Annotated in this window: 18 protein-coding genes, 1 tRNA gene and 1 other RNA gene; 13 read left to right on the top strand and 7 right to left on the bottom strand. The window is 69.4% G+C overall.

Features of this window, described 5'->3' with window-relative positions; genetic code table 11:
• Positions 1 to 78: 78 nt before the first annotated feature.
• The 8 genes from BLP83_RS01705 to BLP83_RS01740 all read left to right on the top strand — a co-directional run bounded on the left by BLP83_RS01705 (position 79) and on the right by BLP83_RS01740 (position 5,688).
• The gene (locus BLP83_RS01705) at positions 79 to 861 is read left to right on the top strand and encodes a 3-deoxy-D-manno-octulosonic acid kinase (RefSeq protein WP_176763962.1); all 783 of its coding nucleotides are present in this window, start codon (positions 79 to 81) and stop codon (positions 859 to 861) included.
• Positions 858 to 1,643: an MBL fold metallo-hydrolase gene (locus BLP83_RS01710; RefSeq protein ID WP_091238033.1), complete on the top strand. Its 786-nt coding sequence runs from the start codon at positions 858 to 860 to the stop codon at positions 1,641 to 1,643. Before BLP83_RS01705 ends, BLP83_RS01710 begins: the two co-directional genes overlap by 4 nt.
• A 75-nt stretch (positions 1,644 to 1,718) precedes the next feature.
• Positions 1,719 to 1,811 (top strand) — tRNA-Ser (locus BLP83_RS01715).
• A gap of 82 nt (positions 1,812 to 1,893) precedes the next feature.
• Positions 1,894 to 1,990, top strand: an RNA gene (gene ffs / locus BLP83_RS01720) — signal recognition particle sRNA small type.
• Between the two features lie 283 nt (positions 1,991 to 2,273).
• Positions 2,274 to 4,325 carry a DNA polymerase III subunit gamma/tau gene (gene dnaX, locus BLP83_RS01725; RefSeq protein WP_091238035.1) on the top strand — a complete coding sequence of 684 codons (2,052 nt, stop codon included), beginning with the start codon at positions 2,274 to 2,276 and terminating at the stop codon, positions 4,323 to 4,325.
• 56 nt (positions 4,326 to 4,381) lie between these two features.
• Positions 4,382 to 4,705, top strand: coding sequence for a YbaB/EbfC family nucleoid-associated protein (locus BLP83_RS01730; protein ID WP_091238038.1), 324 nt, complete (start codon positions 4,382 to 4,384; stop codon positions 4,703 to 4,705).
• Between the two features lie 24 nt (positions 4,706 to 4,729).
• Complete coding sequence (gene recR / locus BLP83_RS01735) at positions 4,730 to 5,347, top strand: recombination mediator RecR (RefSeq protein ID WP_091238040.1); 618 nt, start codon at positions 4,730 to 4,732, stop codon at positions 5,345 to 5,347.
• Positions 5,344 to 5,688, top strand: a complete 345-nt coding sequence (locus tag BLP83_RS01740) for a histidine triad nucleotide-binding protein (protein WP_091238042.1) — start codon at positions 5,344 to 5,346, stop codon at positions 5,686 to 5,688. Before recR ends, BLP83_RS01740 begins: the two co-directional genes overlap by 4 nt.
• An 81-nt stretch (positions 5,689 to 5,769) precedes the next feature.
• Here BLP83_RS01740 and BLP83_RS01745 read toward each other — a convergent pair whose 3' ends face one another.
• The 4 genes from BLP83_RS01745 to BLP83_RS01760 all read right to left on the bottom strand — a co-directional run bounded on the left by BLP83_RS01745 (position 5,770) and on the right by BLP83_RS01760 (position 10,042).
• Complete coding sequence (locus BLP83_RS01745) at positions 5,770 to 6,177, bottom strand: type 2 periplasmic-binding domain-containing protein (protein WP_091238043.1); 408 nt, start codon at positions 6,175 to 6,177, stop codon at positions 5,770 to 5,772.
• A gap of 17 nt (positions 6,178 to 6,194) precedes the next feature.
• On the bottom strand, positions 6,195 to 7,319 hold the full coding sequence (locus BLP83_RS01750) for a porin (RefSeq protein ID WP_143006515.1): 1,125 nt from the start codon (positions 7,317 to 7,319) through the stop codon (positions 6,195 to 6,197).
• A 276-nt stretch (positions 7,320 to 7,595) separates the two neighbouring features.
• On the bottom strand, positions 7,596 to 8,555 hold the full coding sequence (locus BLP83_RS01755; RefSeq protein ID WP_091238047.1) for an acetyl-CoA carboxylase carboxyltransferase subunit alpha: 960 nt from the start codon (positions 8,553 to 8,555) through the stop codon (positions 7,596 to 7,598).
• A gap of 101 nt (positions 8,556 to 8,656) precedes the next feature.
• Positions 8,657 to 10,042, bottom strand: a complete 1,386-nt coding sequence (locus BLP83_RS01760; RefSeq protein WP_091239391.1) for an adenosylmethionine--8-amino-7-oxononanoate transaminase — start codon at positions 10,040 to 10,042, stop codon at positions 8,657 to 8,659.
• A gap of 66 nt (positions 10,043 to 10,108) precedes the next feature.
• Here BLP83_RS01760 and gspG point away from each other — a divergent pair, with 66 nt between their 5' ends.
• The 5 genes from gspG to gspK all read left to right on the top strand — a co-directional run bounded on the left by gspG (position 10,109) and on the right by gspK (position 13,404).
• Positions 10,109 to 10,579, top strand: coding sequence for a type II secretion system major pseudopilin GspG (gene gspG, locus BLP83_RS01765; RefSeq protein ID WP_176763963.1), 471 nt, complete (start codon positions 10,109 to 10,111; stop codon positions 10,577 to 10,579).
• Positions 10,580 to 10,585: 6 nt separating this feature from the next.
• On the top strand, positions 10,586 to 11,122 hold the full coding sequence (gene gspH, locus BLP83_RS01770) for a type II secretion system minor pseudopilin GspH (protein ID WP_091238049.1): 537 nt from the start codon (positions 10,586 to 10,588) through the stop codon (positions 11,120 to 11,122).
• 229 nt (positions 11,123 to 11,351) lie between these two features.
• The gene (gspI, locus tag BLP83_RS18550; RefSeq protein WP_176763964.1) at positions 11,352 to 11,771 is read left to right on the top strand and encodes a type II secretion system minor pseudopilin GspI; all 420 of its coding nucleotides are present in this window, start codon (positions 11,352 to 11,354) and stop codon (positions 11,769 to 11,771) included.
• 83 nt (positions 11,772 to 11,854) lie between these two features.
• Complete coding sequence (gspJ, locus tag BLP83_RS01780) at positions 11,855 to 12,454, top strand: type II secretion system minor pseudopilin GspJ (RefSeq protein ID WP_176763965.1); 600 nt, start codon at positions 11,855 to 11,857, stop codon at positions 12,452 to 12,454.
• An 8-nt stretch (positions 12,455 to 12,462) separates the two neighbouring features.
• Positions 12,463 to 13,404 (top strand): type II secretion system minor pseudopilin GspK, encoded by a 942-nt coding sequence (gene gspK, locus BLP83_RS01785; RefSeq protein WP_143006516.1) that lies wholly within the window; start codon positions 12,463 to 12,465, stop codon positions 13,402 to 13,404.
• Positions 13,405 to 13,609: 205 nt separating this feature from the next.
• Here gspK and BLP83_RS01790 read toward each other — a convergent pair whose 3' ends face one another.
• The 3 genes from BLP83_RS01790 to rsxB all read right to left on the bottom strand — a co-directional run bounded on the left by BLP83_RS01790 (position 13,610) and on the right by rsxB (position 16,532).
• Complete coding sequence (locus BLP83_RS01790; protein ID WP_218121191.1) at positions 13,610 to 14,500, bottom strand: methylglyoxal synthase; 891 nt, start codon at positions 14,498 to 14,500, stop codon at positions 13,610 to 13,612.
• Between the two features lie 100 nt (positions 14,501 to 14,600).
• Positions 14,601 to 15,758: a hypothetical protein gene (locus BLP83_RS01795; RefSeq protein WP_143006518.1), complete on the bottom strand. Its 1,158-nt coding sequence runs from the start codon at positions 15,756 to 15,758 to the stop codon at positions 14,601 to 14,603.
• A gap of 216 nt (positions 15,759 to 15,974) precedes the next feature.
• Complete coding sequence (gene rsxB / locus BLP83_RS01800) at positions 15,975 to 16,532, bottom strand: electron transport complex subunit RsxB (protein ID WP_091238061.1); 558 nt, start codon at positions 16,530 to 16,532, stop codon at positions 15,975 to 15,977.
• Positions 16,533 to 16,537: the final 5 nt, after the last annotated feature.

Below are 16,537 nucleotides of genomic sequence, written 5' to 3' on the forward strand. Positions count from 1 at the left end.
CATTCTACATGCGAGGGCAAGTCGTCCCTCGCCGCGGGCTTGCTAGACTCGCGCGCCGTCCTGCGCGGAGCCAGCGCCGTGAACCGCAGCGAAATCCCTTCCCAGGCCAGCGAGACCGTGCAGGAGTCGCGCGTCACCGACGCCCGCGGCGCCCTGCTGTTCGACCGTCGACGCATCGCCCAGGCCGACCGCCTGCTGCTTGAGCCCCAGCACTGGGCAGGACGCGGCCGCATGGAGGTCGCGCGCGGAGGCCGTGGCGCGGTCTGCTTCGTACGCGGCGAATTCGGCGAGGCGGTGATCCGCCACTACCGCCGCGGCGGCCTGGTCGGCCGGGTGATCCGTGATCTGTATCTTTGGACCGGGGAGGACGGCAACCGCGCCTTCCGCGAATTCCGCCTGCTCGCGAAGCTGCGTGATCTCGGCTTGCCGGTGCCCGCGCCTTTGGCCGCAGGCTATGCGCGAGCGGGTCTGTTCTACCGCGCCGACTTGATGACGCTGGCGATTCCCGAAAGCCGCACCCTCGCGCAGTGGCTCGCGGACGGCGAGGCGGCGTCCTTCGATTGGTCGGGTCTGGGGCGACTGTTGGCGCGTTTCCATGCGGCCGGCGCCTTCCATGCCGACCTCAACGCCCACAACGTGATGCGTGATGGCGCGGGCGCGCTCTGGCTGATCGATTTCGACCGCGGTGATCTGCGCGACCCCGCGCTCGGCTGGCAGCGCGCCAACCTGCAGCGCCTTGCCCGTTCTTTGCGCAAGCTCGGGCTGCAGGGCGAGGCGCTGACGCCGGCCTGGTCTGCCTTGAGCATGGGCTATGCCGAGGCCGGCGGCAGCGCGGCCGCCTGCGAGCTCAAGCCCGCATGAGCTCGCCAGCCAGCGCGAGCACGCACGGCGGCTGGGCCCTGCATTTCCTCGGCGTGGGCAGCAGTGCCGCGGTCGAGCTCGGCTCGGCCTCGGCAGTGCTGGAGCACGACGCTCGCCCGCTGCTGATGATCGACTGCGGCGGCGAGGCGTTGACCGCCTACGTGAAGCACTACGGCGAGCCGCCCTCGGCCCTGTTCATCACCCACGCCCATCTCGACCACATCGGTGGCATGGAGCGACTGTTCTTCTCCCTCTACTTCGATGAAGCCCGCCGCGGCCGCTGCCGGCTGTACGTGCCGGCCACCGTCGTGCCGCTGCTGCAGGCCCGACTGGCCGACTACCCCGGGGTGCTGGCGGAAGGTGGCGCCAACTGGTGGGATGTCTTCCAACTGATCCCGGTCTCGCGCAGCTTCTGGCACGCCGGCCGGCAGTTCGAGGTGTTTCCCTGCCGCCACCACGCTCCAGACACGGCCTTTGGCCTCGCCCTGCGCGGCAGCTTCGTCTACAGCGGCGATACCCGGCCGATCCCCGAGCAGTTGGCGCGCTATCCCGAAGAGACCCTGGCCCACGACTGCGGCCTGCGCGGCAACCCCTCGCACACCGGGCTGGACGACATCGAACGCGAATACCCGCAGGCCTGGCGCGAGCGGCTCGCCCTGTACCACTACGGCTCGGCCGCGGACGGCGAGGCCATGCGCGCGCGTGGCTACCGCGTGCTGGCGCCCGGAGAGCGCCTGCCCTTGTCAGCCCCCGCGCCATCGACTCTGCCGGCGACGGTCTGAGCGTCCCCGAGGCTTGTGCAAATGTGTCCGAGCGGCTACTCTGCCGCGCTTCGCAGCGTTCGTGCGTGAGACTCCGGAGAGATGTCCGAGTGGTTGAAGGAGCACGCCTGGAAAGTGTGTATACGGCTAAACCCCGTATCGAGGGTTCGAATCCCTCTCTCTCCGCCAGTTTCCGCCACTGAACGCCCTGCCTGCCGCTACGCCCGACCGGGGCCGCGGCCGCTGCCCGGCAGCCCCTTATGGTGGCTCCCGTCGGTGCCTTCGCGACGATAGGCTGCAAACCCCGCCAGGCCCGGAAGGGAGCAACGGTAGTAGCTGACTCGGGTGCCGGAGTAACGCTGGCGGGAGTCGCCACCCTTTCGTTCACGACAAGGCCCGCTTTCGCGGGCCTTGTCGTGTGCGCGGGATTCGGGATTGGGGATTCGGGATTCGTCCGAAGGGCACCATGCACGGTCGAGTCGCTGCACGCTGCGTTGCTTGCCTACGCGGCCGGGCGGTGAGCGAAGGCGAGGCAGCAGACCTGCCGCCAGTTTTCAGCCTTCGGTCGAATCCCGAATCCCCAATCCCAGGCCGGCCCAAAGGGCCGGCCATGGCACAATCGCAGTCCGCTCCACGCTGCAGGCTTCGTCCATGTCTTATCTCGTCCTCGCCCGCAAATGGCGGCCGCGCCGCTTCGCCGAACTGGTGGGGCAGGAGCATGTCGTGCGGGCGCTGACGCATGCGCTGGAGAGCGGGCGCGTGCACCACGCCTTCCTGTTCACCGGCACCCGCGGCGTCGGCAAGACCACCATCGCGCGCATCTTCGCCAAGAGCCTCAACTGCGAGAGCGGGCAGGGTGCCGAGCCCTGCGGCGAATGTTCGGTCTGCCGCGATGTCGATGCGGGCCGCTTCGTCGACCTGCTGGAGATCGATGCCGCCAGCAACACCGGCGTCGACGATGTGCGCGAACTGATCGACAACGCCCAGTACATGCCCGCGCGCGGCCGCACCAAGGTCTACCTGATCGACGAAGTGCACATGCTGTCCAAGCCGGCCTTCAACGCGCTGCTGAAGACGCTGGAGGAGCCGCCCGGGCATGTGAAGTTCCTGCTCGCCACCACCGACCCCGAGAAAGTGCTGCCGACGGTGCTCTCGCGCTGCCTGCAGTTCAACCTGAAGCGGCTGACCGTCGAGCAGATCCAGACCCAGATGACCGCGATTCTAGGCGCCGAGGGCATCGAGGCCGAAGCGGCGGCCATCGCCCAGCTGGCGCGCGCGGCGGACGGCAGCCTGCGCGATGGCCTGTCCTTGCTCGACCAGGCCATCGCCTATGGCGGCGGCGCGCTGCGCGAGCCCGAGGTGCGGGCGATGCTGGGCACGGTCGACCGCGCCCAGGTCGGGGCGCTGATCGAAGCCCTGGTCGCCGCCGACGGCGAGCGCCTGCTGGCCACGGTCGACAGCATCGCCTCGTTCGCGCCCGACTTCGGCGCGGCGCTGGACGCCCTGGCCGAAGCTCTGCATCGCCTGCAGCTGACCCAGCTGGTGCCGTCGGCGGCGGTCGAGGACGAACGCCTGGATCTGAAATCCCTGGCGGAGCGGGTGCCGGCCGAGCGCGTGCAGCTCTGGTACCAGATGGCGCTGCAGGGTCGCCGCGAGCTGCCGATGGCGCCGAGCGAGCGGATCGGCTTCGAGATGGCCCTGTTGCGGATGCTGGCCTTTGCCGGTTTCGATCCGGATGCGGTGCCGGCGCGACCGAGCGGCTCGGCGGCGCGCACCGAGCCTGCGCGCAGCGCAACTTTGCGCACGGAATCGCCTGCGCGCGTCACCGAATCCGCCGCGCCGCGTTCAGTGGCGGGTGCCTCCGATGCGATCGCGCGCCTGAGCGCGGTCTTCGACGATTCGCCGGCACGCTCACGTGGCCCCACGGCTGAAGCGCCTGCCTCGCCGCGCGCGCAGGCGCCGTCGCCGGTGATGGCCGCGCTGGCGCGCTCGGGCGCTGCCGCGCTGCGGATGGCGCCTGAGCCCGAGGCGTTGCCGCTGGCGTCGCCTCCGCCGCGGGCAGAGCCCAGGCGCGAATCCTTCGATCCGCCGCGCGAGCCTTCGGAAGCGCTGCCGAGGCCCGTGATGGCGGCCACGTCTCTCGCCGCGGCCCCGCCCTGGGACGCGGCTCCGACCACGCAGCCTCCGCGCGGCGGGGAAACGCCGTTTCCGGCAGTCGCGCTACCGAGCGCGGCTGAAGACAGCACCACCACCACTGCCGCCGTCGACGTCGTGCGCCCGATGCTCAAGGCCGTGGACGCGCCGCCCGCGCGCCTGCTCGACCACGAGGACTGGCTGGATCTGCAGGCCCGCTGCGGCCTCGGCGGCCCGGTCCGCGAGCTGGCGGCACATTCGGTGTTCGCCGGCTACGACGGCATCCGCCTGAAGCTCAGTCTGCCGTCGCGCCTTGAACATCTGCGCCTCGACGGCACCATCACCGCGCTGGCGGCCAAGCTGGGCGAGGCCTTGGGTGAGCCGCCGCGCATCGAGTTCATCAGCGAGGAGCTGCAGCGCGAGACCCTGCACGCCCGCACGCACCGCCAGCGCGGCGAGCGTCAGGCTGCAGCCGAAGAGAGCTTCCAGAACCACCCGGCGGTGCGCCGCCTGATCGACCAGCACGGCCTGCGCCTGGTGCCCGACTCGATCCGCCCACTCGACGAGTGATCCCTCGCGCTTCGCGAATCCCCAATCCCCAATCCCCGCCTTCAAAAGGAACCCCCATGCGCGGACCTCTCGCCGGCCTGATGCAGCAGGCCCAGAAGATGCAGGACAACATCAAGAAGGCCCAGGAAGAGCTGGGCGCCATCGAAGTCAGCGGCCAGGCCGGTGGCGGCATGGTCAAGGTGCAGATGACCGCGCGCATGGAGGTGCGTCGCGTGCAGATCGATCCGTCGGCGATCGGCGACGACATCGAGATGCTGGAAGACCTGATCGCTGCGGCCTTCAACGACGCGGTCAATCGCGCCAACGAGGCCTCGCAGGCGCACATGGCGAAGGCGACTGCGGGCATGCCGCTGCCGCCCGGCATGAAGCTGCCGTTCTGAGCCCGCATTCCGGATGGAGCGCGCATGGCCCTGCTTGACCAGCTGATCGACGCCCTGCGCGTGCTGCCCGGCGTGGGGGCAAAAAGCGCCCAGCGCATGGCCTACCAGCTGCTGGAGCGCAACCGCGAGGGCGGTCGGCGCCTGGCCTCGGCGCTGGAGGCGGCGATGTCGGGCATCGCCCACTGCGAGCGCTGCCGCACCTTCAGTGAAGACCGTCTCTGTCCGGCCTGCGCCAGCGCCAGCCGCGAGGCCAGCCAGCTCTGCGTGGTCGAGAGCCCGGCTGATCAGACGGCGATCGAGGCCGCCACCGGCTATCGCGGCCTCTACTTCGTGCTGCTGGGGCGACTGTCACCGCTGGACGGCCGTGGGCCGCGCGAACTCGGCCTGCCGCAGCTCGATACGCGGCTCGCAGAAGGTGAAGTCCAAGAACTGATCATCGCCACCAGCGCCACCGTCGAAGGTGAGGCCACGGCCCACTACCTCAGCCAGCTCGCCGCCAAGCACGGCGTGCGCGCCAGCCGGCTTGCGCATGGCGTGCCGCTGGGCGGCGAGCTCGAGTACATCGACCGCGGCACCTTGGCGCATGCCTTCGGCTCGCGCCAGTCGGTTCCCCAGACACCCCGCACAGGAGCATCGGAATGAGCGAAACCCTTTTCGACCGGATCATCCGCCGCGAAATCCCCGCCGACATCGTCTTCGAGGATGAACACGTGCTGGCCTTCCGCGATATCCATCCGCAGGCGCCGGTGCATGTGCTGTTCATTCCGAAGAAGCCGATCGCCACGCTCAACGATCTGGACGAGGCCGACACCCTGCTGGCCGGCCGGCTGATGAAGGCCGCCGCCGATTACGCCAAGGCCGAGGGCTTTGCCGACAAGGGCTATCGCGTAGTGATGAACACCCATCGCGACGGCGGGCAGTCGGTCTATCACATCCATCTGCATCTGCTGGCCGGCCGCCAGATGACCTGGCCGCCGGGCTGATCTTGTCTGCCTCATGCCGCAAACACGAAGGGCGACCCTGGGGTCGCCCTTCGCGTCTTCAGGCCCCGGGGAGGAAGCCGTTCAGAACTCGAACACCACCTTGACGTTGGCACCGGCCGGCACGCTGTCGACATAGCCGATGGCGCCGGGCTTGCCCGCCACCTTGGCGACCACTTCAGCGTCGTTGCCGGCTTCCTCGGGCTGCTTGGCGCGTCCGGTGAAGATCAGCCGCGACCAGTGCGCGGTGAGCTGCGAGCCGGGCTTGCCCAGCACTTCGGCATCGAACTTGTCGCGGACCGCGCCCGCGCGCTGGAAGACCAGCACCACCGGCGCATCGCCCACCTTCTGGTCGCGGCCAAGGAAGACGCCCTGTACGCCGGCCTTGTCGAGGCTCGACACCGCAGCGTCGGCGGACACGATCACCGCGCCGGCATTGGCCTGGGCAGCCAGCGCGAGGCCAGCCAGAGCGAAAAGAGACTGCAGTTTCATGGATTCGTCTCCTCCCCTCAGTACGTGAACACGACGCCGGCGGCGATCAGGTTGGCATCCTGGCGCCCGGCGATGTCGCTCCGATAGCGCACGTAGTCGGCCTTGAAGGCGACGTTGCGGGCGAAGTCCCAGCGCAGTCCCACGCCGGTATAGGTGTCGTCGAGGCCCTGCGAGGCCACTACGGCCGCCACCGTGCCAAACAGCGGATGCTGGGCGGGTACCGTGTCGAGGATCTGCATAAGCGCCTCGCCGTCGCGCGTGCCCCAGGTGAGGTGCGGCATGACGTTGCCGAAGCGGTAGCCGGCAGTGACGTACATGTTGTCGATGTCCGGAATGACGCTGTCCTTGACCCGGGTCTCGACCCACTCGCCGATGAGCAGCCAATTGTTGCGATCGATCTCGAAACCGACGTTCTTGAAGCGGCCCTTGTCCTCGCTGGGCGCGATCAGGCGTGCCGTCTCGGGGAGGCCGAACTGGTTGAGGGCGCCGATCAGCGGTGTGAGCGCCGCGTACTGCAGGTCCACGTCGGCCTGGAAGTAGGCCGCGCGCAGGTTGAGCCAGCTGTCGTGGTTCAGATCCCAGGAGACTCCGGCGAACTGGTCCAGCGTGCCGCGATCCTGGCCTCCCAGGCTGCCATCGAAGCTGCCGTAGAAGACCTTGGCCTGGGAGAACCAGCTGCCGAAGGCATGGTTCCAACCGAGGCTGGCGCCGTCGGCGTTGTTGAAGGTGAGGTTGTAGACGGCGCGCGGCGCAAACACCCACGGATAGGCGTAGCCGACGTCGAGGAAGTCGGAATAGCGGTACAGCGGCGTGCGCTGCCGGCCCAGGGTCAGGTTGAAGCCGTGGTCCAGCTTGATGCCCACGTAGGCCCAGGCGAAGTCGGCGTCGAAATCCTCGCTGCCCTGCGCCACGATCTGGCCGGTCGCGCTGACGCGCTCGCTCAGGTCGGCACTGACCTGCACCGCGAACAGCGAGCCGCGCTCGAAGTCGAGGTCTTCGTCGTAGCCGTTGGGAAAGACGGTATTGCTGCCGGTGGTCTGGCCGGCGATGACCTGACCAAAGCCGCTCACGCTGACTTCGGCACTGGCCAGAGAGGGGAACAGCAACGCCATGCCAAGGGCGCAGACAAGGGGTTTCAGCACGGTAGGACTCCTGCGGGGGTGAGTGCAGGTCGCCTCAGTGCATCGCGCATGCCGGAGTGCGGTACGCCAAACCGCTCAGCGCGACAAACGATCTCGCTCGGGTGGTTTTCGCGAGCTAAGTGTCTGAAATAAAAGGATTGTGAAAGGGTGTTTCGTTCAGTCTGCGGTCATCCTGTCAGATCTGACAGCTTGAAACGCCCCTCGGAGGCTGGTCTCAAGCCCCGGGCCCACGCTCCGATTAACGGAAAGTTGACGCGAGGCTCGAGTCTCCGCGGCTCAGGCCGCCTGGTGTGAGCCGTAGCGGCGCAGGCGCGCGTAGCGCTGCTCCAGCAGGGTGTTCAGATCGAGGCGCTCCAAGGCTTCCACTTCGCCGATCACCGCCGTCTTGATGCGCTTGGCGGCTTCGGCCGGGTCGCGGTGGGCGCCACCCAAAGGCTCCTTGATGATCTTGTCGATCAGTCCGTGCTCCAGCAGGCGCGGTGCGGTCATGCCCATCTGCTCGGCGGCATCGCGGGCCTTGTCGGCGGACTTCCACAGGATCGAGGCGCAACCTTCGGGCGAGATCACCGAGTAGGTGCTGTATTCGAGCATCAGCGTGCGATCGCCCACGCCGATCGCCAGCGCGCCGCCCGAGCCGCCTTCGCCGACCACGGTGCAGACCACCGGGATCTTGAGCTCGGCCATCTCGATCAGGTTGCGCGCAATCGCTTCGCTCTGGCCGCGCTCCTCGGCACCCACACCCGGATAGGCGCCCGGCGTGTCGATGAAGGTGAGCAGGGGCAGCTTGAAACGCTCGGCCAGCTTCATGATGCGCAGCGCCTTGCGGTAGCCCTCGGGGCGCGGCATGCCGAAGTTGCGCTTGATCTTGCTCTTGGTGTCGCGGCCCTTCTGGTGGCCGATGATCGTCACCGGTTTGCCGTCGATGCGACCGATGCCGCACACCAGCGCCGCATCGTCCGCGTAGGCGCGATCACCGGCAAGTTCTTCAAACTCTTCGCAGATGTGCCCGATGTAGTCGAGCGTGTAGGGCCGCAGCGGATGCCGCGCCAGCTGCGCCACCTGCCAGGGCGTGAGCTCGCGAAAGATCTCTTCCGTGCGCAGCTTGAGCTTCTCGCGCAGCTTGCCGATCTCCTCCTCGATATTGAAGGCCGAGCCCTGGCTGGCATGCCGCAGTTCGGCGATCTTCGCCTCCAGCTCGGCGATCGGCTGCTCGAAGTCGAGGAAGTTCTGGTTCATGGGGCGCGGTCTTGGGCGAGCGTGAAGGGCGGAAGTATAGCCGGCGACCCCGAGTCGGCTCGAACGCAGGGGTACGGACCTGCGTCCCGCAGCGCGCTTGGCTACACGCCCTCGACGGCGGCGCGCAGCGCCGAGCCGGTGACCTCGGCGAGCAGCGCCAGGCCTTCCTCATCGATGCAGTAGGGCGGCATCCAGTACAGCACGTCGCCCAGCGGCCGCAGCAGCACGCCGCGTTCGATGGCGTGGCGGTAGGCGCGCAGCCCGGCGCGCTGAGTGGAGGGCAGCGCTGCGCGTGTGGCTTTGTCGGCGACCAGTTCCAGCGCAAGGATCATCCCCGTCTGGCGCACCTCGGCGACGTTCGGGTGCTCGGCGAGGGGCGCCGCCAGCGCGGCCATGCGCGCCGCGGTGGTGCGGTTGCGCTCCAGCACCGGTTCGCTCTCGAAGATGCCGAGCGTGGCGCGCGCCGCCGCGCAGGCCAGCGGGTTGCCGGTGTAGCTGTGCGAATGCAGGAAGGCGCGCTCGCGGCTGTCGTCGAGGAAGGCCTCGTAGAGGTGCTGCGGCGCCAGCACGGCGGCCAGCGGCAGGAAGCCGCCGGTGAGTCCTTTCGATACGCACATCAGGTCCGGCGCGATGCCGGCCTGCTCGCAGGCGAACAGGGTGCCCGTGCGGCCGAAGCCCACCGCGATCTCGTCGGCGATGAAGTGCACCCCGTGGCGCGTGCAGAGTTCGCGCGCACGCTGCAGATAGTGCGGGTGGTGCATGCGCATGCCGCCGGCGCACTGCACCAGCGGCTCGACGATCAGCGCGCTGATCGTTTCGCCCTCGCGCTCGAACAGGGCTTCGAGCGCCAAAGCGGCGCGCTCCGCGCAGTCGCGCGGGCTCTCGCCCGGCAGCGCGTCCCAGGCATCGGGCGACGGCGTGAAGATCGGCGTGATCAGCAGCGGCGCATACACCCGCCGGTACAGAGGGATGTCGGAGACGGCCAGCGCGCCCAAGGTCTCGCCGTGGTAGCTGTTCGACAGCGCGACAAAGCGCGTGCGCTTGTCGTCACCGCGGTTGCGATGGCTGTGGAAGCTCATCTTCAGCGCGACCTCGATGCCGGCCGAGCCGTTGTCGGCATAGAAGACCTTGCTGAACGGTGCTGTGCCTTCGGCGCGCGGCGCGAGCCGCAGCAGGGCCTCGGCCAGCTCGATCGCCGGCGCGTGGCTGAAGCCGGCCAGGATCACCTGCTCCAGCTGCTGCGCCTGCTGCGCGATCGCCGCACCGATGCGCGGCTCGGCGTGGCCGAACAGATTGGTCCACCAGGAGCTGACCGCATCGAGATAGCGGCGGCCCTCGAAATCGATCAGCCAGGCGCCTTCGCCGCGCGCGACCGGCACCAGCGGCAGCAGATCGGTGTGGTGCTCGCGCATCTGCGTACAGGGGTGCCAGAGCACGTCCAGATCGCGCTGGCGCCAATGGGCTTGCAGGGCAGGGGCGGTCGACATCGCTTTGCTACACTCGCGCGGTTCGTTTTCACAGGCGGCCCGCAGGGGCCGGATCACCATCCCGCCATGATCTTCCGCCCGTCTTCCCGCGTCCATGCCGACGTACCTGCGCGACTGTCCGCCCAGCGCTCCTCGCGCGGCTTCACCCTGATCGAAATCCTCGTGGTGGTGACCATCCTCGGCATCCTCGCCGCGCTGGTGGTGCCGCAGCTGATGAGCTACCCCGACGAGGCGCGCGTCACCCGCGCCCAGCAGGACATCCAGTCGCTGCGCACTGCGCTCGATCTCTACCGCATGGACAACTTCAGCTACCCCAGCACCGAGCAGGGCCTGGGCGCGCTGGTGGCCAAGCCCGGCGGTCGGCCCGAGGCGCCCAACTGGCGCAGCGGCGGCTACATCAAAGAGCTGCCCAAGGACCCCTGGGGCGGCGACTACGTCTATCTCAGCCCCGGCCAGACCGGCGACTTCGACCTGTATTCGCTGGGCGCCGATCGCGCGCCGGGCGGCGAGGGCGCGGCTGCCGACATCGGCCGCTGACCCGCCATGGCGCGGACCTCGCTGCCGCGGTCCTTCGCCAGGGTCGTCCGCGCACGCGGCTTCAGCCTGATCGAAGTGCTGGTGGTGGTAGTGATCCTTGGCGTGGTTGTGGGCTCCGTGGCGCTATCCGTCGGCGGCGGCGCCTCGCGCGAGCTGGAAGCCCAGGCCACCCGCCTGCAGGCCCTGCTGCGGCTCGGCTGCGAGCAGTCGGAGCTGACCGGCCGCGACCTCGGTGTGTTCCTCAGTCGTCGCCGCATCGAGTTCGCCTGGCGCGGGCCGGATCGCTGGTATCCGCTCACCGATGCCCCGCGTGAGCCGCTGCGTCCCCGCCAACTGGACGAGGGCATCGAGTGGTCGCTGGAGCGCGATGGCGAGCGTCTCGGTCTGCTTGCAGACCCGCCAGCCGACCCGCAGCTGCTGTGTCTGGCCAGCGGTGAGCTGAGTCCCTTCCGCATCGAGCTCTCGCGTGCCGACGTGCCGGAGCGCTGGCGGCTCGAAGGCCGTCCGGACGGGCAGGTGCTGAGGGAGCGCGGGGATGGCTGAAGAACCGGGATTCGGGATTGGGGATTGGGGATTCGAAGAGGCCGCGCTTCGCTCCGCTCTGCAGCAAGTGGGTCGTCTCCCGGGCTGCGCAGAGACCAAGCCTTGTATCCCGAGAGTCGGTGGCCATGCTCCGGGGATGGCGCCCGTAGCGCCATTCAACGCCGCGTCTGCGAATCCCGAATCCTTGCCCTCACGCGCAGCGCTCCGGCGCTCACAGGCGCGCGGACCGGTGGTCCGCAGGCGCGCCTCTTCGCTCCCGAATCCTGGCGCGCGCGAACGCGCGCGCGGCTTCACCCTGCTCGAAGTGCTGATCGCATTGCTGATCCTTTCCCTGACGCTGGTGGCGCTGATCCGTGCGGCCGGGCTGCAGGCGCAGGCGCTGAACCATCACCGCGACAGCACGCTGGCACAGTGGGTGGCGTCCAACGTGGCGGCCGAGCTGCGCGCGCAGGGCGCGCCGCCCGTCGGCCGCCAGCAGGGCGAGATGCGCATGGGTCCGCAGCGCTGGCGCTGGCAGGCCGAGACCAGCGACACCGACGTCGAACGCGTGCGGCGCATGGAGATCACCGTATTCGCCGCCGAGGGCGACAGCCTCGCCGGCAGTGAGGCCGATCCCGTCGCCCGGCTCACCGCGTTTGCAACGCCATGATTCCTGATAGCGCTCCGCAACGCAGTTCGACGGCGAGCGTGGTTCGCAGGCGCGTCTGTGCGCTCTCCCAATCCGGCGCGCGCATGCGTGCGCGCCAGCAAGGCTTCACCCTGCTCGAAGTCGTGGTGGCGGTCGCCCTGTTCGCCGTGGTCGCGGCCCTCGCCTACGGCGGCCTCGACAGCGTGCTGCGCGCGCGCGGGCAGCTCGAGGCCCAGGCCGAGCAGTTGGCGCGGCTGCAGTTCGCGGTGGGGCAGATCGAGCGCGATCTGCGCGCGGCCGCGGCGCGGCCGGTGCGTGACGGTTTCGGCCAGCGCCAGCCGGCGCTGGTCGGTACCAGCACCGGCATCGAGCTGAGCCGCCATGGCTATGCGAATGCACTGGATGCCCGTCGTGCGGAGATCGAGCGCGCGGCCTACCGGCGCGTGGAGGATCGCCTGCAGCGACTGCGCTGGCCGGTGCTGGACCGCGCGCCCGGCACGCTTCCCGAGCAGGTGGAATTGTTGGAGGGCGTGAGCGACTTCCGGCTGCGCTACTTCGCGCGCAGCGGCCGCGAGTACGACCGCTGGCCGGCGCCAGGCAGCAGCGAGCCGCTGCCGGTGCGCGTCGAAGTGGAGCTCGAGGTCGTGGGCATCGGCCGCGTGCATCGCCTGCTGGAGCTGCCCGATGCGGAGGCGCGGCTGTGAGCGCGCTCATGCGAGCCCATCCGCCAGGCCCGCGGCGCCAGCGCGGCGTAGCCCTGATCGTGGCGGTGCTGGTCCTGGCACTGGCGGCGGTGATCGTGGTGGGCCTGCTCGATGCCGGCGAGATCGCCCAGGCGCGCACCCGCAACAGCCTGCGCGCCGAGCAGACCTGGCAGTTGCAGCGTGGGCTCGAAGCCTGGGCCGCGCAGGCCCTGCGCGAGGACCAGCGCGCCGAGCCCGGCATCGACGCCTTCGACGACCTGTGGGCGCAGCCGCTGCCGCCGCTGGACATCCCCGGCGGTCGCATTGTCGGTCGCCTGCGCGAGCAGGGCGGCTGCTTCAACATCAACAGCCTGCTGCGCGGCGACGAGCCCGATGAGCGCGCGCGCCAGCGCTTCGAACGCCTGCTGCGCACGCTCAACCTGAGCCCGCTGGTGGCGGCGCAGGCACTGGACTACATCGACGCCGACATCGACCCCAACGGCGGCGGTGCCGAGGACGGCGCCCACCTCGCGCAGACGCCCGCGCGACGGGCGGCCAACCGGCCGATGGTCCACGTGTCGGAGCTGCGCCTGCTGCCGGCACTCGATGGCGAGGCTTACCTGCGCCTGCGCCCGCATGTGTGCGCGCTGCCGCAGGGCGTGCCGATCAATCTAAACACGGCTTCGGTGGAGCTGTGGATGAGCCTGGACGAGGCAATCACCCGCCGGCAGGCCGAAATCCTGGCGCGCGAGGGGCGCGCACGCTATCGCGATCTCGGCGAGGTCAATCGCGAGCTGGAGCGGCTGGGCCTGCCGCCGCAGCCCGAGGACGCCGCGCTCGGCGTCTACATCAGCCACTTCGTGCTGGAGGCCGACATCCTGTTCGACGAGCTGCCCTTCCGCTACAGCAGCCACCTGTACCGCGACCGCGAGATGGTGAACGTGCTCGCGCGGACGCGCGGCGAGCTTTAGGGTGACACGGACAAGGTCGCTCCTGGGCTTGATCCGTGGTCGCGAGTCCGGCACATGTTCGGACGCGTTTGCGCTCGATCAATGACCGACGTGCGCGATCCGCGGGCGCGCGCACCATGACGCGCAACCACCCTGAAATGTTCAGCCTCGCGTTCGCGGCCGGGCAAGGCGCGCCGGGGCTGAGCCGGCTGTCCTCCTCAAAGATTCAGTGGTCGGTTGGCGCCCGCTCGTGCAGTCGCTTCATCGCCGCCGCGCACCAGCGCTCGGCTATGGCCGGCGAGGTGACGCAGACCGCGCGCTCGGAGGCCACGCGCACGGCGCGCTCCAGCAGCTGGATGTCGGCCTCGTGCTGGCGGGCCACGTGCGGGTCCTCGAAGAAGACCACGCGCTGGCAGCGATCGGCCAGCACCAGCTCGGCGATCTGCGCATCGCCGCCGAGCGGGCCGCTCTGGTAGCGGTCGACGAAGTCGCGCGCGCGCGGCCAGCCCTTCGACCAGGCGAGCTCATTCAGGCGCCCGCCGGTGGTGCCGGTGGCGATGCGGCGGGCAAAGCGCGCCAGCAGGTCGAAGTGCCGATCGGCGAACTCCACCATGGCCTGCTTGCGCGAGTCATGCGCGATCAGGGCCACGGTCTGCTGCTCGAAGGCGAACAGCGGGTCGGCGTCTGCGGTGGCGCCAAGGCCCGCCAGCACGCGCTCGACCTCAATCCACTCGACGGCCCCCGCGAGCGTTGAAACAAAAGGCTTGTCGTGGGTCACGCACTGGCGTTTCAGCGCCTGCGCCTCGGGATAGATCGAGGACGGATCGACCGGATCCATGAGGTAGATCGCGCCATCGAGCGCAGGCGCGATTTCGGTGCCACCGGCAATGCCCGCGACCAGCTTCATGAGGCCACCCTCGCGGCCCATCGGATAGCGCACGAGTCCGGGGTGATCCACGAGCGCCCGCCGCGATTCGATCACGTCGAAGGTGCGACCGACCGCATACAGGCACAGATCCAGTGCACGAATGCTCGGGCCCGAGCGGCGCAACCAGCGGAACAGCAGGGCATCGGGGCCTTCGTGGTGGCGGCGGTTGGCGGCGAGGCCGAAACGCAGGGGCATGGCGATCACAGAGCGGCGGTGGGCGATCGCGCCACGTTAGCGGATGCAGGCTGCGCTCGGGCGAGCCTGCATCCGTATTCAGCGCCGTGTGGCGCTAGCGACGGCCAATCAGGCCGAAGCCGGTCGCGCCGTTGTCGCCGACGAGGACGAGGCGCTGCAGGCCGCCCTCGCGCTGCACCCAGCCGCGGCCGCGATAGGCCGCCTGCGCGGGGAACTCGAGGTCCTCGAGTTCAAATTCGACGAAGCCCGGATTGGCCGATGCCACGCGCAGTCTGCCCTGCAGACGGCAGCCCGCTTCCAGTTCGAAGAGGCCGACGCGCAGGCAGAGCTCGCCCTCGCCGCCGATGTCCAGCTCGCCCACGGTGTCGAAGAACTGGCCGCGCATGGGCACAGGCCAGCGGCCGGCCAGCAGCCCGGTCGTGAGCGGTGCGACCGCCTGCTGCGTGCTGGGTGACAGCGAGAGGCTGCTGCCGCGGCCCGCATCGAAGCTGAAGCTGAGAGAGCCGCCCTCGGTATCGAAGCTGCCCTCGGCCCGCATGGGCTGAAGGGCGTTGGCGCGGCCGAAGATCCAGTCGCTGGCGTAGCGACTGAACTCCAGTCCTGAATCTTGCTTGATACGTGCTCGGGTGACCGCGCCCGGATCGCCAACGAAGCTGCGACCGGGAACGGCATCGGCACGCGTCGCCAGCGGGGTCAGCATCCACAGGGTCTGGTTCTCGTCGAGCGCGGCATATGCCGTGGGCCGCACTCCAGACGCAGCGCTCTGCTCGATCCCGGTGAACAGGGCGAACGCGGATTGGGCTGCGTCGCCCAGCTCACAGTCCAGCCCGGCGATGTGCGTCAGCCGGTGGATCTCGCTGCTGCCGCTGCCGTAGCCGGGCTGGTCGCTGTCCCACTGCAGCAGGCCGCGATCGCAGCTGCTGAAGTCGAGTGCCACCTCGCCCCAGACGGGCATACGCAGGTCGGTGTCGCGGAAGCTGCCGAAGCGCATGCCGCGCGGTGCGTAGGCGGTGGCCTCGATGCGGCGGCCTTCGATGCGGCCGTCGAGGTAGAGATGCACCGGATTGCCTTCAGCGTCGTAGACGTACCAGAAGGCCAGCGCGCGCTGGTCCTCCAGGATTTGCACCGACAGGCCGTGGCCGCTCTGTTCGGGGTTGTACCAGGCGCCGCTGATGCCGGGCGGCAGCTGGGCTGAGGCGAGCGCGGGAAGCAACAGGGCAAGGCAGGCAAGGCTGCGAGGTATGGATGTCATGAAGGTCACTCCGGCAGTGCGAGAAATGAAAGCAGAAAGAAAGGCAGCAGCGGCATGCGTCTTCCTGTCTTCGCAGGTTCGGCGACGTGCCGCTAAAGGGCGCAGCACAGGCTGCGCGTGCAGGATGCCAAAGCGTCGACGCTTGGACTGTCGCGCAACTGTAGGCCGGCTGTAGCGGCCGTGAGTGGAGGCGTCGGTTCGGCTCGTCAAGCGCCGTCAGTGGTCTTCGCGCCGGGGCGAGGTGCTCAGGCTCAGCGGGATGCTCCGCCACTCGGGCTTCGGCGGCTCCACTGGCCGCATCTCGATGCAGTCGACCGGACAGGGCGGCAGGCACAGGTCGCAGCCGGTGCAGAGCTCGGCGATGACCGTATGCATGCGCTTGGGCGCGCCGACGATGGCATCGACCGGGCAGGCCTGGATGCATTTGACGCAGCCGATGCACAGCTCTTCGAGGATGAAAGCCACCCGCTGCGGCTGCTCGGCGCCGTGCTCGGCGGACAGCGGCTTGGGCTCGCGGCCCAGCAGTTCGGCGAGCGCACGCACCCCGGCTTCGCCGCCGGGTGGACACTGGTTGATGTCGGCCTCGTCGCGGGCGATGGCCTCGGCATAGGGTCGGCAGCCGGGGTAGTTGCACTGGCCGCACTGGGTTTGCGGCAGCAGCGCGTTGATGCGCTCGACCACCGGGTCTTCATCGACCCGGAAGCGCCGCGCCGCCCAGCCCAGCAGGCCGCCCAGCGCCAGCGCCAGCAGCACGAAGGCGATCAGTCCGCTCATCGCCC

This window comes from Aquimonas voraii, assembly GCF_900101825.1.
Classification (GTDB): domain Bacteria; phylum Pseudomonadota; class Gammaproteobacteria; order Xanthomonadales; family Xanthomonadaceae; genus Aquimonas; species Aquimonas voraii.

Bases quoted from the DNA above. Each gene is read 5' to 3' on its own strand.
- BLP83_RS01710 (WP_091238033.1), top strand. From the start codon at position 858: ATGAGCTCGCCAGCCAGCGCGAGCACGCACGGCGGCTGGGCCCTGCAT.
- dnaX (WP_091238035.1), top strand. From the start codon at position 2,274: ATGTCTTATCTCGTCCTCGCCCGCAAATGGCGGCCGCGCCGCTTCGCC.
- BLP83_RS01730 (WP_091238038.1), top strand. From the start codon at position 4,382: ATGCGCGGACCTCTCGCCGGCCTGATGCAGCAGGCCCAGAAGATGCAG.
- recR (WP_091238040.1), top strand. From the start codon at position 4,730: ATGGCCCTGCTTGACCAGCTGATCGACGCCCTGCGCGTGCTGCCCGGC.
- BLP83_RS01740 (WP_091238042.1), top strand. From the start codon at position 5,344: ATGAGCGAAACCCTTTTCGACCGGATCATCCGCCGCGAAATCCCCGCC.
- BLP83_RS01745 (WP_091238043.1), bottom strand. From the start codon at position 6,177: ATGAAACTGCAGTCTCTTTTCGCTCTGGCTGGCCTCGCGCTGGCTGCC.
- BLP83_RS01755 (WP_091238047.1), bottom strand. From the start codon at position 8,555: ATGAACCAGAACTTCCTCGACTTCGAGCAGCCGATCGCCGAGCTGGAG.
- BLP83_RS01760 (WP_091239391.1), bottom strand. From the start codon at position 10,042: ATGTCGACCGCCCCTGCCCTGCAAGCCCATTGGCGCCAGCGCGATCTG.
- gspG (WP_176763963.1), top strand. From the start codon at position 10,109: ATGATCTTCCGCCCGTCTTCCCGCGTCCATGCCGACGTACCTGCGCGA.
- gspH (WP_091238049.1), top strand. From the start codon at position 10,586: ATGGCGCGGACCTCGCTGCCGCGGTCCTTCGCCAGGGTCGTCCGCGCA.
- gspJ (WP_176763965.1), top strand. From the start codon at position 11,855: ATGCGTGCGCGCCAGCAAGGCTTCACCCTGCTCGAAGTCGTGGTGGCG.
- gspK (WP_143006516.1), top strand. From the start codon at position 12,463: ATGCGAGCCCATCCGCCAGGCCCGCGGCGCCAGCGCGGCGTAGCCCTG.
- BLP83_RS01795 (WP_143006518.1), bottom strand. From the start codon at position 15,758: ATGACATCCATACCTCGCAGCCTTGCCTGCCTTGCCCTGTTGCTTCCC.
- rsxB (WP_091238061.1), bottom strand. From the start codon at position 16,532: ATGAGCGGACTGATCGCCTTCGTGCTGCTGGCGCTGGCGCTGGGCGGC.